The 13,287-nt window shown below is 67.9% G+C and carries 15 protein-coding genes, 1 tRNA gene and 1 pseudogene; 9 read left to right on the forward strand and 8 right to left on the reverse strand.

Features of this window, described 5'->3' with window-relative positions:
- Positions 1 to 114: 114 nt before the first annotated feature.
- A pseudogene (locus tag MZV50_RS17295) lies at positions 115 to 1,976 on the forward strand (glycoside hydrolase family 9 protein).
- 16 nt (positions 1,977 to 1,992) lie between these two features.
- Here the strand turns inward: MZV50_RS17295 and MZV50_RS17300 are convergent.
- Positions 1,993 to 2,598, reverse strand: coding sequence for a winged helix-turn-helix domain-containing protein (locus tag MZV50_RS17300; protein ID WP_252630540.1), 606 nt, complete (start codon positions 2,596 to 2,598; stop codon positions 1,993 to 1,995).
- A gap of 191 nt (positions 2,599 to 2,789) precedes the next feature.
- Here MZV50_RS17300 and MZV50_RS17305 point away from each other — a divergent pair.
- Positions 2,790 to 2,864, forward strand: a tRNA-Gly gene (locus MZV50_RS17305).
- A gap of 90 nt (positions 2,865 to 2,954) precedes the next feature.
- A complete protein-coding gene (locus MZV50_RS17310; RefSeq protein ID WP_252630541.1) occupies positions 2,955 to 3,548 on the forward strand; it encodes an HD domain-containing protein in 594 nt (197 codons plus the stop codon).
- Positions 3,549 to 3,556: 8 nt separating this feature from the next.
- Here the strand turns inward: MZV50_RS17310 and MZV50_RS17315 are convergent, their stop codons facing one another.
- From MZV50_RS17315 to MZV50_RS17345, 7 genes are all read right to left on the reverse strand, one after another.
- Positions 3,557 to 4,435 carry a TraB/GumN family protein gene (locus MZV50_RS17315; protein WP_252630542.1) on the reverse strand — a complete coding sequence of 293 codons (879 nt, stop codon included), beginning with the start codon at positions 4,433 to 4,435 and terminating at the stop codon, positions 3,557 to 3,559.
- A gap of 63 nt (positions 4,436 to 4,498) precedes the next feature.
- Positions 4,499 to 5,395: an alpha/beta fold hydrolase gene (locus MZV50_RS17320; protein WP_252630543.1), complete on the reverse strand. Its 897-nt coding sequence runs from the start codon at positions 5,393 to 5,395 to the stop codon at positions 4,499 to 4,501.
- A 92-nt stretch (positions 5,396 to 5,487) separates the two neighbouring features.
- A complete protein-coding gene (locus tag MZV50_RS17325) occupies positions 5,488 to 5,682 on the reverse strand; it encodes a helix-turn-helix transcriptional regulator (protein WP_252630544.1) in 195 nt (64 codons plus the stop codon).
- Positions 5,679 to 6,266: a hypothetical protein gene (locus tag MZV50_RS17330; RefSeq protein ID WP_252630545.1), complete on the reverse strand. Its 588-nt coding sequence runs from the start codon at positions 6,264 to 6,266 to the stop codon at positions 5,679 to 5,681. Before MZV50_RS17330 ends, MZV50_RS17325 begins: the two co-directional genes overlap by 4 nt.
- A gap of 128 nt (positions 6,267 to 6,394) precedes the next feature.
- A complete protein-coding gene (locus MZV50_RS17335; protein ID WP_252630546.1) occupies positions 6,395 to 6,691 on the reverse strand; it encodes a hypothetical protein in 297 nt (98 codons plus the stop codon).
- A 148-nt stretch (positions 6,692 to 6,839) separates the two neighbouring features.
- On the reverse strand, positions 6,840 to 7,715 hold the full coding sequence (locus MZV50_RS17340; RefSeq protein WP_252630547.1) for a TraB/GumN family protein: 876 nt from the start codon (positions 7,713 to 7,715) through the stop codon (positions 6,840 to 6,842).
- A 115-nt stretch (positions 7,716 to 7,830) separates the two neighbouring features.
- Complete coding sequence (locus MZV50_RS17345) at positions 7,831 to 8,856, reverse strand: 2'-deoxycytidine 5'-triphosphate deaminase (RefSeq protein ID WP_252630548.1); 1,026 nt, start codon at positions 8,854 to 8,856, stop codon at positions 7,831 to 7,833.
- Between the two features lie 180 nt (positions 8,857 to 9,036).
- Between MZV50_RS17345 and metZ the strand changes: the two genes are divergently transcribed.
- The 6 genes from metZ (at position 9,037) to MZV50_RS17370 (ending at position 13,257) form a co-directional block, all read left to right on the forward strand.
- A complete protein-coding gene (gene metZ, locus MZV50_RS17350; RefSeq protein ID WP_252630549.1) occupies positions 9,037 to 10,221 on the forward strand; it encodes an O-succinylhomoserine sulfhydrylase in 1,185 nt (394 codons plus the stop codon).
- Positions 10,202 to 10,666, forward strand: coding sequence for a Co2+/Mg2+ efflux protein ApaG (gene apaG, locus MZV50_RS17355; RefSeq protein ID WP_252630550.1), 465 nt, complete (start codon positions 10,202 to 10,204; stop codon positions 10,664 to 10,666). Before metZ ends, apaG begins: the two co-directional genes overlap by 20 nt.
- Before the next feature lie 161 nt (positions 10,667 to 10,827).
- Positions 10,828 to 10,956, forward strand: a complete 129-nt coding sequence (locus MZV50_RS26510) for a hypothetical protein (RefSeq protein WP_289781875.1) — start codon at positions 10,828 to 10,830, stop codon at positions 10,954 to 10,956.
- A 182-nt stretch (positions 10,957 to 11,138) separates the two neighbouring features.
- Positions 11,139 to 11,471 carry a helix-turn-helix domain-containing protein gene (locus tag MZV50_RS17360; RefSeq protein WP_252630551.1) on the forward strand — a complete coding sequence of 111 codons (333 nt, stop codon included), beginning with the start codon at positions 11,139 to 11,141 and terminating at the stop codon, positions 11,469 to 11,471.
- Between the two features lie 174 nt (positions 11,472 to 11,645).
- On the forward strand, positions 11,646 to 12,299 hold the full coding sequence (locus tag MZV50_RS17365; RefSeq protein WP_252630552.1) for a hypothetical protein: 654 nt from the start codon (positions 11,646 to 11,648) through the stop codon (positions 12,297 to 12,299).
- A gap of 112 nt (positions 12,300 to 12,411) precedes the next feature.
- A complete protein-coding gene (locus MZV50_RS17370) occupies positions 12,412 to 13,257 on the forward strand; it encodes a hypothetical protein (protein WP_252630553.1) in 846 nt (281 codons plus the stop codon).
- The last annotated feature ends 30 nt before the right edge of the window (positions 13,258 to 13,287 follow it).

Genomic DNA, 13,287 nt, shown 5'->3' on the forward strand with positions numbered 1-13,287 from the left:
CGGCGTTTTCGTTTGCCCGAGGAGGGTGGCGACAAAGGCCGTGACAACGCTGTCGGCCGTCCGCTAGCTTCGGCCCGCGAGGCGCGCGTCGATGCCTTCACGGAGGAAACGTAGATGACCCGCCTGGCCGCCCTGTCGTTCATCGCGCTGCTGGCCGTCACCGGCGGCGCGCGCGCCGATGAAGCTCCTAGTCTCATCCGCCTGAACCAGACGGGCCTCGAAGCCGGCGGCCCCAAGCGCGCCATCCTGGCCGATCCCTCCAGGACGCCGCTGGACTGGACCCTGCTGGACGCCTCGGGCGCCCTGGCCGTCCAGGGCAAGACAAAGGTGTTCGGCGACGACTCCGCCTCGGGCGAGCACGTCCACCAGATCGACTTCTCGACCTTCCACAAGGCCGGTGACGGCTATCGCCTGAAGGTCGGCGCGGTCGAGAGCCGCCCGTTCGCCTTGCGCGCCAAGCCGGACGGCAGGCTGACCCGCGCGGCCCTGTCGTTCTTCTACCAGCAGCGCGCCAGCGTCCCGATCCTGGCCCGCTACGTCGAGCGCCCGGACCTGGCCCGCCGCGCCGGCCACGCGCCGGACAAGGCGACCTGCTTCGACCTCGCCGACGAGCGCGGCCAGGTATGGCCGGGCTGCGACTACACTCTGGACGCCAGCGGCGGCTGGTACGACGCCGGCGACCAGGGCAAGTACGTGGTCAACGGCGGCATCTCGGTCTGGACCCTGATCAACGCCTGGGAGCGGGCGGCCGTGCTCAAGCGCCCCCGCGCGCTGAAAGCCCTGGGCGACGGCGGGCTGGCCATTCCCGAAAACGCCAACCGCGTCCCCGACATCCTCGACGAGGCTCGCTTCGAGCTGACCTTCCTGCTGGCCATGCAGGTCCCCGACGGCAAGACCCTGCAGGTCCCGGTCGGCAGGCAGGCGCCGGTCGACGGCCGGTTGGCGCTGACCGCCATCGACGCCTCGGGCATGGCGCACCAGAAGATCGCCGACCGCTACTGGACCGCCGTGCCGACCGCGCCGGCCGACGACAAGCAGACGCGCTATCTCTACTACCCGACCACGGCCGCGACCCTGAACCTGGCCGCCGTGGCCGCCCAGGCGGCGCGGATCTGGAAAAGATCGATCCGGCCTTCTCGGCCCGGTGCCTGGACGCCGCCCGCCGCGCCTTCGCGGCCGCCCAGCGCAATCCCGAGATCTACCAGCTGGGCGCGTTCACCGGCAGCGGCGGCTATGGCGACGGCGACCTGACGGACGAGGCCTACTGGGCCGCGGCCGAGCTCTACGCCACGACCGGCGAGGCCGAGTACGAGAAGGCCCTGCGCGCCTCGCCGCTGTTCCTGGCCGCGCCTTCGGCGGGCCAGCGCCCGACCGGCGACCTCAGCTGGGGCTCGGTCGGCGCCCTGGGCACGATCACCCTGGCCCTCGCGCCCAATGGCCTGAAGTCCGCCGAGATCGCCCAGGCCCGCGCCAACCTGGTCGCCAGCGCCGGCGGCTATCTCTCCGAGGACCTCGGCCAGGGCTACGCCCTGCCCTACGCCACGCCGGGCTATCCCTGGGGTTCGAACAGCGCGGTGCTGAACCGCGCCGTGGTGTTGGGTCTGGCCTATGACTTCACGGGCGAGGTCGCCTATCGCTACGGCGCGGTCGACGCCATGGACTACGTGCTGGGCCGCAACCCGATGGACCGCTCGTACGTTAGCGGCTTCGGTTCGCGGCCGATGCACAATCCGCACCACCGCTTCTGGGCCCATCAGGCCGATCCGGCCTATCCCGCCCCGCCGGCGGGCGTGGTGTCGGGCGGCCCCAACTCGACCAGCATGGGCGATCCGGTCGCCGAGACCATGAAGGGCCAGTGCAAGCCGCAGACCTGCTGGACCGACGACTACCGCGCCTTCACCCAGAACGAGGTGGCGATCAACTGGAACGCCCCGCTGGCCTGGGCCTCGGCGTTCCTGGACGACACGGCGCGCTAGAGCCCGTTGACGCGCTCTAGAGCTGGACGAACGCCCGCGCGACGGTCGCCTGCGCGCAGCCCGGCGACGAGGGCGTGGGCGGCGCGTGCTGCTTGGTCGAGGGAAAGCCGCGTCCGCGAATGATCTGGACCTGGGGCCGGCAGTGTCCGTCGGCCATACGCTGCATGCGCGTCTTGCGGATCTCGAAGCCGTTCGGCTCGGCGCCTCGCACCCAGGCATAGGCGCCGACACCCCCGACCCCGCCGACCGCGATCGCCAGCACCGCGCCGGCCGCCACCCAGGCGGGGCCTTGCAGCCAGCGCAGGGTCGGCGGCAAGCGGCCCGGCGGCTCCTCGAAGATCCAGCGATAGCCCAGCTCCGGCACCGTCTCGATGAAGCGCGGCGCCCGCGCATCGTCACCCAGCGCGCGCCGCAGGTCGGCAACGGCCTGGCTCAGCGTCTCGTCCGCCCCGCGCACACCGGTCCACAACGTCTCGATCAGATAGTCGCGCGAGGCGGTCAGGCCGGGCCGCTCCGTCAAGGTCAGCAGCAGGTCGAAGGTGCGCGGCTCCAGGTGGCTGGCGCCGATCGGGGCCCGCACGCGGCGGCTCTCGACATCGATCGAGACATCGCCGAACGCCAAACGCGACGGGCTAGAGGGTTCCGTCCTAACTTCCACGCGACGATCGACTCCCATCCGTCTCGGCGCGCATGGAGCGGTTATTGTGCGGCGCAATTAGGTCCGAACGTCGCCGTGGGGACCGGTGACCTCACGCGGCCATGAACAGCCGCTTGAGTACGCGCGCGAGGCGGGCTAAACGGGGCGTCCCTTTGGCGGGCGTAGTTCAGAGGTAGAACGCAAGCTTCCCAAGCTTGATGTCGGGGGTTCGATTCCCCCCGCCCGCTCCAAGGTCTTTCCCTTCCATCGACGCCGCTTGATTGACGCTTGTCGCCTTCGAGCGCACGATCGCCTCAAACAGACGTTTGGGGAGAAGCGCCATGGCCGACGGCGAGGATCATCCGCGCGCCAAATTTCATGCGATGACCGACGGCACGCCCGAGGACTGGGGGATCATCGCCGGGGCGTCGGTCGAGTTCGGGCGCGAGCTACCCACCCGCCTGATCGCCCACCTGAACCTCTTGAAAGGCGACTGCGGCGGCTTCGCCATCGATCGGCTAGAGCACAGCCTGCAGACCGCCACCCGCGCCCACCAGGCCGGCGAGGACGAGGAATATGTCGTCTGCGCCCTGCTGCACGACATCGGCGACATCCTGGGGCCGCGCAATCACGCCGACATCGCCGCGGCGATCCTGCAGCCCTTCGTGTCCGAGCGGAACCACTGGATGGTGGCTCACCACGCGATCTTCCAGGGCTATTACTTCTTCCACCACCTGGGCCTGGACCGCGACATGCGCGACCAGTTCCGGGGCCATCCGGACTTCGAACACACGGCCAAGTTCTGCCACGTGTACGACCAGGAGGCCTTCGACCCGAACTTCAAGTCGATGCCCCTGGAGGCGTTCGAACCGATGCTGCAGCGGGTGATGAGCGTTCCCAAGCGCTCTATCTATCTTCGGGCGGCGGCGGAGTAGGCTTACGCCTACTCCACCCGTTCGGCCTTGATCCCCAGCTTGGCCAGCTGGGCCTGGACGCTGTCGGGGCCGACCAGGTGGCCCGAGCCGACGGCGACGAAGCTGACGCCCGAACCGGCCAGCTTGGTCTTCAACTGGCGCGCCCAGTCCTCGTTGCGCTTGACGATCAGGAGGTCGTAGAGCTCGGGATAGTCGCCCTTCATCTCCGAGATAAACTCGGCCTCAAGCTCCCGCACGTCGCCGGCGGCCCAGGCGGCGACCATCTTGTCGATCTTGCCCACGCCCTCGTCGACATCGTCCAGCGTCGCGCGCAGGAAGTCGGCCTCGGTCTTGACCGGCAGGTCGGCGAAGAAGCGGATCTGCTGCTCGGGCGTCTCGAAGGCGTTCTCGGGCTTGCCGGCGGCCTTGACCTCCTTGGCCAGCACCTGCTCGACGCCGCTCTTGGGGTCGTAGCCGGCCTTGATCACCGGCAGCATCGACAGCGACACGGCGGCCAGCCACGGGCGCATCATGTTCAAGGCCTGGGGCGGCACCCCGCCGGCCTGGGCCAGTTCGCTGGCGTGCTTGAACGTCTCGGCCGGGATCTTGCCCGACAGCGGATTGGAGGGATCCAGGCCATACTTCAGCACCAGGGGCTGCATCACCGCCGGATCGTCGGCGCCGACGATCTCCAGGGTCAGGTCGCCGCTGGTGGTCAGCGCCTTGTCGATCTTGGCCGAGCGCCATTGGGTGTCGGGCTTGAGGACGTGGATCGTACCGAACAGATAGATCGTCGAGTCGTGGTCCTTGATGGCCCACAGCGCGGGTTCGGCCAGGGCGGAGCCGGCGAAACCCAGGGCCAGGACCGAAGCCAGACCAGCCGCCGCGCGGCGCAATTGACGAAGCATGTAACCCCCGAAGGACTGTGGATCGAGACTTGGAACGGCCGGCGCGTGGGCGCAAGGCCGGCGTCAGTTCAGGAAGGCGGCGACCGCCTCGGCGAAGGCCTGGGGCTGGTCCAGCATGATGAAGTGGCGCGCGTCGTCGATCCGCTTCAGGGTCACGCCCGGCAGGGCCGCGTAGGCGTCGGCATAGGTCTTGTCGATCGCCGCGACCGGCGCGCCCATGGCCGGATCATAGGGATAGAGAAGCGTCACCGGCGTCTTGATCGCCGCCAGTTCGCCCCGCGCGTCGGTGGTCAGGAGGTCGTACATCGCGCGGCCGACCACCGACTGCGACGAGGCCTTCGACCAGTCGAGGACCCCCTTCTGGCCCTCGGGCGACTTGGAAAAGCGCGGCGCTGTCATGGCCTGCTGGCCGGCGAAGGCCTCGGGGCTCATGGCGATGACGCCGTCGCGCATGGCTGCGGCCTGCGGCTTGACGGTCTCGACCGTGGCGGCCGGCGAGAACATCACCGCGAAGAACGGCAGGCTGTCGACGATCATCAGCCGGCCGACATCCTCGGGATGACGCCGGGCCAGCAGCAGGCCGGTGAACCCGCCCATCGAGTGGCCGATCACGGCCGGCGACTTCAGGTGGTTGGCCTTGATGTAGTCGTCGACCGCCTCGACCAGCGGCTCGACCACCGGTCCCTCGGCATTGCCGGCCACCGGCGCGCCGGCGAAGCCCGCCACCTGGACCACGTGGACGCGGTGGGTGGCCGACAGCTGCTGGACGGTGGCGTCCCAGACCGCGCCGGACGAAGCCAGGCCCGGGATCAGCACCACGTCGGGGCCCTTGCCCGAGACGGTGACGGAGATCCGGTCGTCAGGCCCCATGGGCGCTGCATGGGCGTGATGCCCCCCGAACACGCCGGTCGCGGCCAGGATGGCCATGGCGATGACGAACAGGTGGAAGCGTTTGCGCATGAGATGTCCCCTCGGACGAAGGCGTGCTGAAGGCTTCGACACCGGCGGGCGTCGAGCGACGGATGGTCGGTCGGTGGAAGGCGAGGCTCTACCTACGCCTCGTCCTGGAAGATCGCTTCGATCGGCTGCTCGAACAGCCGGGCGATCTTGAAGGCCAGCGGCAGGCTAGGATCGTACTTGCCCGTCTCCAGAGCGTTGATGGTCTGGCGGGAAACCTGCAGCGCCTCGGCCAGGTCCGCCTGGCTCCAGTCGCGCTCGGCGCGCAGGACCTTGAGGCGGTTCTTCATTGGTAGCGCCTGCGGATGAGAGGCTGACTGACGCCCCAGCACAGGCAGAACAAGGGAAAGACCAGGAAGAGCGGCGGCGCTGGAATGACCCGGGCGTTGCTGAGGAAGCCCCAAACGGTGGTGACGGCAAGCACCGCGCCGAGCCCCCAGAGCATCGCCTCGACGTGAACCGCGCGCGCGAACTCGTCGGGCTCCTCCTTGAGATAGAGCCCCATCGTCACCAGTACCGCCAGGATCGGGATCGCCGGCGCGGCGGCCACGAGCCAAAGCAAAGGACCCGACATCTTGACGTCTTCAAGCAGGGACAGGGAGCCCATCAGAACCAGGAAATAGGCGATCATCGCCACAGCCATACGGCGACGATAACGCTTCATCACCGGTCCCAGCTCGCACGTCTTCAGACGCGAAGAGCCGACAAACACATAGGACATATAGACCAAGGCCCAGATCAGCATGGCGACCGTCAACGCCTGATGCTGCAGCACATGGGAAAAGGCCAGCCAGAACGGGATGATCGACAAGCCAGCCGCACCGGCGAAGAACAGCGCCCACCGGACCCAGGTCGGCTTCACATCATCGGTCATGACAAGCACCCCTATCGAATTGACAAGCAAACTTGTCACACATGGGCAGAACGTGTCAAGCTAGGTTGTCATTTAGTCGCGACCACACGACTAAATGACAGGTCTATTTGATGTTCTCGCAGGCGCGCCTAGGCGGCCTCGCGACCCAGGAATGGATCCGCGGACAGGGCGTCGCGGGTCAGGCCGCGCCAGTGGACGGCCTCCAGGCGCTTGAGGGCGCGGCCCAGCATGCCGGGACGCGGGCGGCTGACCACTTCCCAGCCGTAGCGCGAGAAACGGTCGCCGAAGTCGGACCAGCGGATCACCCGTCCCGCCGCGTCCTGGCGCCAGACGGCCTTGTCACAGCCGGGAATACGCGCGCACCGCTCCCAGGCCTCGACGCGGCCTTGCAGGATCAGGAACGGGTCATGTGCGATGCGGGCCAACAGGGCCTCCATGGACTTTCCGCCGTCCTCGGCGCCGGGCGAGACTGAGTCGCGCCCCACGAGGACAGGGACTAGAATTTGTGTAACAGCACGGACTGTCCACCAGATCTGGTGCGGCGCGTTGCCGCGCGACAGGCGCCGCGACAGGTCACTGGATCCTCCGGACGGCGTAGCCACGGGCCTTCATCAAGGCCGGCAAGCCTTCGTCGCCGGCCATGTGAAGCGCGCCGACGATCACCAGGTCGGTCCCCTTGCCTTGCCGCATCTCGGCGTCCAGGCGATCGGCCCAGGCCAGATTCCGCCGGCGCAGCAGGGCGTCGTAGAGCGCGGGACGGTCTGTGCGCATGCGATCGGCCAGACGGGCGCCCAGCCGCCCCGTGTCGCCCTTCAGCCAGGCCCGCTCCAGGGCGACGCCGTCGCGGGGCGGCGACAACTGCTCGCGAGCGACATCGTCCAGATAGTCCAGTTCGGCCTGCTCCGGCAGGTCGGCGAAGATGCGCAGCTGCTGCTCGAAAGTCTCGAAGGTCTCGATCGGCTTTTCCGCCGTGCGGGCGCGCCGGGTGGTGGCCGCGTCGACGCCGCTGGCGACCTCGCCGCCCTCGCGGGCCATCGGCGCGACCGACAGCATCATCGCCGCCGCCCAGGGCCGCAGGCGCTCGACGCGCTCCAGCGGCACGCCGTCGCGGTCCAGCACCGGGCGCAGAGTGGCCAGGCCGGTCGGGGAAAGCTTCTGGGTCAGGGAACGGTCGGGATCGACGCCATAGCGGTCGACCAACCCCTTCACCTGGTCCGGCGGCAGGTCGGCGCGGGTCTCGAACCACACCCGGCCGGCGGCGGCGTAGGCGCGATCGAAGGCCCGGGTGCGCCAGCGGACGTCGGGGCGCAGCACATGCATCGAGCCGAACAGATAGACGACGGAGTCCTTGTCGCGGACTTCCCACAAGGCCGGGGCGGCGCTGGCCGCGCCGGCGCCCGCCATCCACACGAGACCCGCCGCGATCGCCCCGCGCGACAGGCGCCTCACCACGCCACGAAACATCTCTTCAAGGCCCGACCGAAACGAGGCCTAGAGCTAAGCGCGAGTCCGCCCAATCGTCAGTGAACGACGACCGCGACCTAACGCCTCAGCGCCGCCCTGCTCAACGCCAGGGCTTGAAGTGCTTGGAAAGCTTCAATCCTTGGCGCTGGTAGTGCGACCCGCCCTCGCCATACAGCCGCACCGGCCGCGAGGTCAGGGGCTCGTAGACCAGCCGCGCCACGGTCTGGCCGTCCTCCAGCAGGAACGGCGTCTCGTGGCTGCGTACCTCCAAGACGCCCTTGGAGCCGACCGCCGCCGCTTCCTCGGTGCCGAAGCCTGGGTCGAAGAAGCCGGCATAGTGAACGCGGAACTCGCCGACCGACGGATCGATCGGGGTCATTTCGGCGGCTTCCAGCACCGGAATCTCGATGTCGTCCTTGGAGGCCAGGATGTAGAACTCGCCCGGGTCCAGCAGCAGCTCGCCGTGGCGCGCCTCCAGCGGCTCCCAGTAGTCGCGCGGGTCGTGGCCGTCCTCGTGGTCCAGGTCGACGACGCCGGCGTGGCGGCGACCGCGGAAGCCGACGACGCCGTTGTCGGACAGCAGGTCGACGCCGACGCTGCGGGTGGCCAGCTTGGCCGGCTCGCCGCGCTTGAGGCGCAGCTGGTTCAGGCGCGTGCCGGCGCGGACCAGCACCGAGAAGGTCTGCGGCGCGATCTCGATGTACAGCGGCCCCGTATAGCCGGCGTCGACGTCGTCGAAGGCGCGGCTATGGTCGGTCAGCAGGCGGACGAAGACGTCCACCCGGCCGGTCGAGCTCTTGGGATTGCCGCGCGCCGACACCGTCATCGGCAAGGCCAGGCGCTCCTGGATCTCGGCGATGTAGACGCAACCCTTCTCCAGCACCGCGCCCTTGGTCAGATCCAGCTCGTGCATGGCCACGTCGCGCAGGCGCTCGGGCACCTTGCGATGCAGGCCCGGCAGGAACGAAGCGCGGATGCGCCAGGCGCGCGCGCCCAGCCGCAGGTCCAGGCTGGCGGGCTGCACCTGGTCGACGTCGAACGGCGTGGCCGAGGTGATCGCCTCCTGGACGATCAGGTCTTCGATGTTCTGGCAGGGCAGAATCCCTGCGGCGTGGGCGTCGGTCATCGGCGCGACACTCGCGAAACCGGACCATAAAGGCAAGGCGGCAGGTCAATTCGCTCGCCCGTGACAATGTGATTTTCGCCCGTGACAATTCTCCCCTCACGGATGGGGCGTTCGCGCTTGACCAGGACCCCCTCGCCGCTCCTTATGCCGGCGGTTTTAAGCGTGAGGAAGGATAGGCCCGTGGCCGAGGATCCGAAGGACTGGGACGTCGCGACGAAGCTCATTCGTGGAGGCATCGCGCGCTCGCAGTTTATGGAAACCGCCGAGGCGCTCTATCTGACGCAAGGCTTCACCTACGACAGCGCCGAAGGGGCCGACCGCCGCTTCTCGGGCGAGGATCCCGGCTTCGTCTATTCGCGGTTCAACAACCCGACCGTGAAGATGTTCGAGGACCGCCTCGCCCTGCTCGAGGGCGCCGAGGTCTGCCGCGCCCAGGCCACCGGCATGGCCTCGATCCATGCCGCCCTGATGGGCCTGGTCCGCGCCGGCGACCATGTGGTGGCCGGCCGCGCCCTGTTCGGCTCGTGCCGCTGGATCGTCAGCGAGTGGCTGCCGCGCTTCGGCGTCGAGACCACGTTTGTCGACGCCACCGACATCCGGGAATGGGAAGCGGCCATCCGTCCCAACACCAAGGCGGTGCTGATCGAGACGCCCTCGAACCCGGTGCTGGAGATCACCGACATCCGCGCGGTGTCGGAACTGGCCCACGCGGTCGGGGCCAAGGTCATCGTCGACAACGTCTTCGCCACCCCGATCTTCCAGAAGCCGCTGGAACTGGGCGCGGACGTGGTCGTCTATTCGGCCACCAAGCACATCGACGGCCAGGGCCGCGTGCTGGGCGGGGCCATCCTGACCAGCGAGGCGATTAACGAGGAATTCTATCGCGACAGCCTGCGCCACACCGGCCCGTCGCTGTCGCCGTTCAACGCCTGGGTGATGCTGAAGGGCCTCGAGACCCTGGATCTGCGCGTGCGCCGCCAGACCGACAGCGCCTTCGCCCTGGCCAACACCATGGCCGAGCACAAGAAGGTGCAGAAGGTCCTCTACCCGTTCCGTTCGGACCATCCGGGCCACAACGTCGCCAAGTCGCAGATGAGCGGCGGCGGCACCGTGATCGCCCTGGACCTGGGCACGCGCGAGGCGGCCTTCAAGTTCCTGAACGCGCTGGAGATCGTCGACATCTCCAACAATCTGGGCGACGCCAAGTCGATGGCCACCCACCCGCCGACCACCACCCATCGCTCGGTGCCCGAAGAGCAGCGCCCGCTGCTGGGCGTGACCGAGGGCGGCGTGCGCCTGTCGGTCGGCCTGGAAAGCGTCGAAGACCTCAAGAGGGATGTGATCCGTGCGCTCGATCAGGCGTGAGACCTCGCCCTCGCTGCAACGGATGCGCCGGCGCCGCGGCCAGGACGGCGCGGCATACGAGGCGCGCACCCGCGATATCGTCGTGCGCGTCTTCCCCGCCTATGCGACCGAGGAGTCCTCGCCCGAGCAGGGTCTCTATCTGTGGTCCTACACGGTCGAGATCGAGAACCATGGCGTCGAGACGGTGACCCTGATCTCGCGTCGCTGGACGATCGTCGACGGCCTCAATCGCGTGAACGACGTGGAAGGCAGCGGCGTGGTCGGCGAGCAGCCGGAACTCAAGCCGCGCGAGGCGTTCCGCTATGTCTCCAACTGCCCCCTGCCCACGCCCTCGGGGGTGATGAAGGGCAGCTATTCGATGGTGACCGAAGAGGGGGAAGTCTTCGACGTCGAGATTCCGGAGTTCTCCCTGCACCTGCCGGGCGCGATGCTGAAGCTGAATTGATACCCGCCATGCGTGTTAGTGCTCAAATTTCATCATAGGTTGCAAATCGAGCCAACTTCGCGACTAATGCTCTGGCTTGGGAAGCAGGCGCGCGAAACGGCCGGCATCGGGGCCATCAATCCGCCGTTCGCGTTCGCCGCATGGTCACGGGAGCGAAACCGATGGCGACCTACACGATCCGCATCCGCACCCCGCTTCAGCTTGAGATGAGTTGCGCGGCCGACGGCCACCGCGCGCCCGACCATCTCATCCAGGGCGCGAACGGCGCCTTCGGCGTCACCGAAAGCTGATTTCAACGCCCGCCAGGCGCTGCCAAGGCGGACCGTCGGACCGGGCGCGCTGGCGGTGCTCCGATCGCGCAGACATCCGCGCGCGCCACGTCCGCGCGAGCGCGCCCGGCGATCCAGCCTTGAGGTCAGCCATCGGATGGGCGCTGCCCAGTACGGCCCCGCCCTTTGAGTGGACCGGGTGAATGGAGTCCAGGGGGGAACGGCTGAGCCGCGCCATCAAGGGACGCGGCATCTCCAAGATGATGGCCTTGGCGCTGGATCTCGACGTGCACGAGAGCGCCATCAGCCGCTGGCGCAAGGACGGCCCTATGTCGCTGGAGAACGCCGCGCGCATCTCTCAGGTGCTGGACATCTCGTTGGACTGGCTGGTCCTGGGCAGGGGCGAGATGGACGCCCATTCGGCCGAAAGCCTGGCCTCGGAAGAGTTCGAGCTCGTCCAGATCGCCCGCAAGCTGAGGCGTAACACGCTGCGACGCCTGCTGGCCCTACTGGACGACATGACCCAGCCGCCTTGAGCCCAGCGCAACACGGACCGGGTCGGCTTGAGCGCCCCTCAAGTTGCTTAATCTATAAATACAACCAAGATTAGAACATTATTAACCATCGGAGAGACCACGGGTTTTCAGGCCAACGACCGACGATCAGGCGGTCTCTCTCGATACCCGCGACACCTCACAGGGAGAGAGCAAATGGCTACCTACACCATCCGGATCTACAACCAGTCCCTCGTCGACAAGTCCTACGTCGTCTTCATGCAAGCGCCGATCGTGACCTCGAACGGCGGCACGACTCCGATCTTCACCAACGCCTGGGCCACCTTCGAGAACATCACCAACGGCGGCTGGGATCAGGTGGTCTACAATCAGACCACCTACGCCTACTGGTCGCAGCCGCCGGAGTCCCTGAGCCCCGGCGTGACCATCGACTCCGGCGGCGTCATGCCGGTCAACACTGCCACCAACGACACCGTGACCTTCACCAACACCGGCGTGACCGGCTTCAACAGCCTGACCAGCCCCGGCCAGGCCCAGAACGGCTCGTTCCAGATCGTCGGCGGCAGCGACTTCTCGCCGCTGAACAACTACGTCTTCGGCCTCGCCAGCGACAACGGCGGCGCCATTCCGTCGCCGGTCGCCAGCTTCTCGGCCACGCCGAACGAAACCTACAACGTCACGCCCGTGGTGCAGTTCTACGTCGCCGACGGCGCCTACACGGCCGGTCAGGTGATCGACGTGACCGCGGTTTCGACCCAGAACAAGCTGATCAACTTCACCGGCACCCCCTACACCAACGCCACGGTGGTCCAGGGCGCGAACGGGCTGTTCACGGTCGACTACGACTGATCCGAACGTCGTCGCGGTCACCGCCGCGATCGCGACGCCGGGCGCGGTCGCCCGCCCCACCACGGGCGGCCGCGCCATCCCTTTCCCAAGTTATCGAAAACGGGAGAACGCCATGTCCAGCGTGCTCAGCTTCACCACGCCCGCCGCCACACTCACCCCCGTCCTGGCCAGCGGGAATTTCACCGCCCAGTTCAACGCGACCGCGACCTTCGAGCCCGACACGCCAGGGGGAAGCTGCGCCGACCTCTTCTACCGGCAGTACCTGTTCGGGACCTACACCGTCGATGGCCTGGCCACTACTCACTATCTATGCCGGGCGACGAACGTCGTGATCAGCCCGTCGGTCCCTCGTGAGGATGGTTGCCCGCCGGTCGGGAGCAACTGCACCGGCGCGAGCGCCTACGGCTATCGCCAGTGCAACATGACCAACCAGTACTACAGCAACCCCGACCAGGCGACCGGCGCGAACTTCTGGATGTCCGACACGCCGGGCTTCTACAATGTTCAGCCCGGGCACACCTATGGGCTCAACTTGAACTTCAATGGCCAGATCCAGAATGCCGGGGGCGTCGTCACTCAGGCCAACTGGCAAGTCCTCGGCAGCGCCACGACGCCCGCGACGACGACAGCGCCCCTGACCGCCGGTAGTTGCAGCCACAACGAGACGCCGGTGGGCCTCAGCGTGGCCGATCACCCGGAAGGCGGACGAGTGGCCATCCTGAGCGTCGCTCGCGACGCGGGGGCTCCCGCGATGAACGCGGCCGCCGTCGACCTTCGCCTATGGGACAGGTTCGGGCGCGAGATCCAGACGGGGCCGGCGGTCGCGCATGAGATCGGCAACGCGCGCGCCGCCACCGCGCATCTGGTCTATCCGTTGCCGGCGGACGCCCAGCCCGTCAAAGGCCTGGTGGCGATGGATGGCGTTCCCTGGGGGGAACTGCCGGCGCTCTTCGTCTAGGCGCCGAGGCAGGAACCAGCCTCCCGCGAC

It is taken from the genome of Caulobacter segnis, from assembly GCF_023935105.1.
In the GTDB taxonomy this organism is placed as follows: domain Bacteria; phylum Pseudomonadota; class Alphaproteobacteria; order Caulobacterales; family Caulobacteraceae; genus Caulobacter; species Caulobacter segnis_B.